Raw genomic sequence first — 1,666 nt, 5'->3', positions numbered from 1 at the left:
CAGTTTAATTGTATCGACATCTTTATGCCGCAATGTTTGTGATCTACTTAACATCGAAGCATGAATATCAAAAACATATTTATACCTTTTTCTTTTTGCATCATAGAGGGTAAAATAGTTTATCTGTTTTGTTTGAAGCTTTTTTTCAAAAGTAAGAACAAGTCGCCCATCTTTCCAACGAAGAGATTGTAATTTTGATGAGGGTTTGATATAAATCTTTTTCTTAGTTGTTTTTGTACTGTATTGCTTTTTTTTACTTGGATTTTTTTTTGCATAAGAGGAGGATGCCAACTCTTTTGCATAAGAAGAGACATCTATATGAAGTCTCCTCCCACTTTTAACTATCCCTTTTAAAGCACTTATACGAAGGGAATCGTTCCCTTGAACCAAAGCTTTAAGATAGAGGCTTTTATAATCGTTGTAAGCACGAAACTGTTCACTTTTATAAGAAGAGTTTACAAGCTTTTGGGCTCTGTGTAATATTTGCGTATCACTAAGAGCAAAAAGCGATACCGCAAAAAACAGTAGAAAAAGGAAAGAGCGATACATTACCCTTTTATTCGCCCTCTGTAAGTTTTTTCATCAACTCTTCCACAGAGATAATCTCATTGAGTCTGTATCCGTTTGTTCCGGAGAAGAAAAGCCCTGTTTCTGTATTCCCCTCATACGCATCAGAGAGTCTGTCTGCTATACAAAAACCAACCTCTTTTGCCTCTTCACCTCTGTTACACGGTGCAACACAGTTTGATATACATTTAATGGCAGGTCCCTCCCTTTTTTCAACAAGGTGGGTAAGATGTGTTACCACCCCCTGAGCAGGGTAACCAACAGGGGATTTCATAAGTTTGATATCCTCTTTTTTTGCATCCAAAAGCACTTTTTTAAAGTTTGCGTGTGCATCACACTCATACGTACCGATAAATCGTGTACCCATCTGTACACCGCTTGCGCCAAGCTCCATCATCTGTTCTATATCGTTTTTATCCCAGATACCACCTGCAGCAATAACAGGCATACCACCCCACTCTTGTGCCTCCTCCACAACAGGTTTCACAAGATTTTCAAGCAGATACTCCTCCATTTGGCACTGCTCATAGGTAAAACCCTGATGCCCTCCCGATTTGGGACCCTCTAAAATAACAGCATCGGGAAGTCTGTTATAACGTTTCTGCCAACGGCGACAAATAATTTTAAGTGCTTTTGGAGAAGAAACAATCGGTACAAGTGCCACATCAGGGTACCCCTCTGTAAACTCCGGCATATTGGTAGGCAAACCGGCACCGGTTATAATAATATCTACACCAAGTTCACACGCATTACGTACTACATCCCCATATCCGTTAATAGCATACAAAATATTTGCTGCTAGAGGTTTGTTTCCACAAATTTTTCTAGCATTGTCTATAATAGCTTTAAAACCATCTTTGGAGTAAAAATTCTCCTCACTTAGGGGTCTGTTTGCAACAAGTTTATGAGCATACTCTTTATTTTTATAGTATCCTGTTCCAACAGAGCTTACAACTCCCAAACCACCCTCTTTGGAAACTGTACCTGCTAACTGATCCCAACTAATACCTACACCCATTCCACCTTGAACGATTGGCTTTTCTATCTCGTATTTTCCAATTTTTAAAGACTTGAAACTCATTAATGTACCTTTAGTTTT

The 1,666-nt window shown here is 38.7% G+C and carries 1 protein-coding gene and 1 pseudogene; both read right to left on the bottom strand.

The window, feature by feature from the left end; translation table 11 throughout:
• Window positions 1-549, bottom strand: a pseudogene (locus AC30RD_RS09065) (N-acetylmuramoyl-L-alanine amidase); the annotation flags it as partial.
• Window positions 550-556: 7 nt separating this feature from the next.
• On the bottom strand, window positions 557-1,648 hold the full coding sequence (locus tag AC30RD_RS09060; RefSeq protein WP_489494204.1) for a nitronate monooxygenase: 1,092 nt from the start codon (window positions 1,646-1,648) through the stop codon (window positions 557-559).
• Between the last annotated feature and the right edge of the window lie 18 nt (window positions 1,649-1,666).

The sequence above is a fragment of the Nitrosophilus sp. genome (assembly GCF_982775275.1).
The sequence above is the reverse complement of the archived record's forward strand: the minus strand, read 5'-3'. Positions and strand labels throughout refer to the sequence as shown.

Excerpts from the sequence above, each read along its gene's own strand:
- AC30RD_RS09060 (WP_489494204.1), bottom strand. The coding sequence starts at position 1,648 with ATGAGTTTCAAGTCTTTAAAAATTGGAAAATACGAGATAGAAAAGCCA.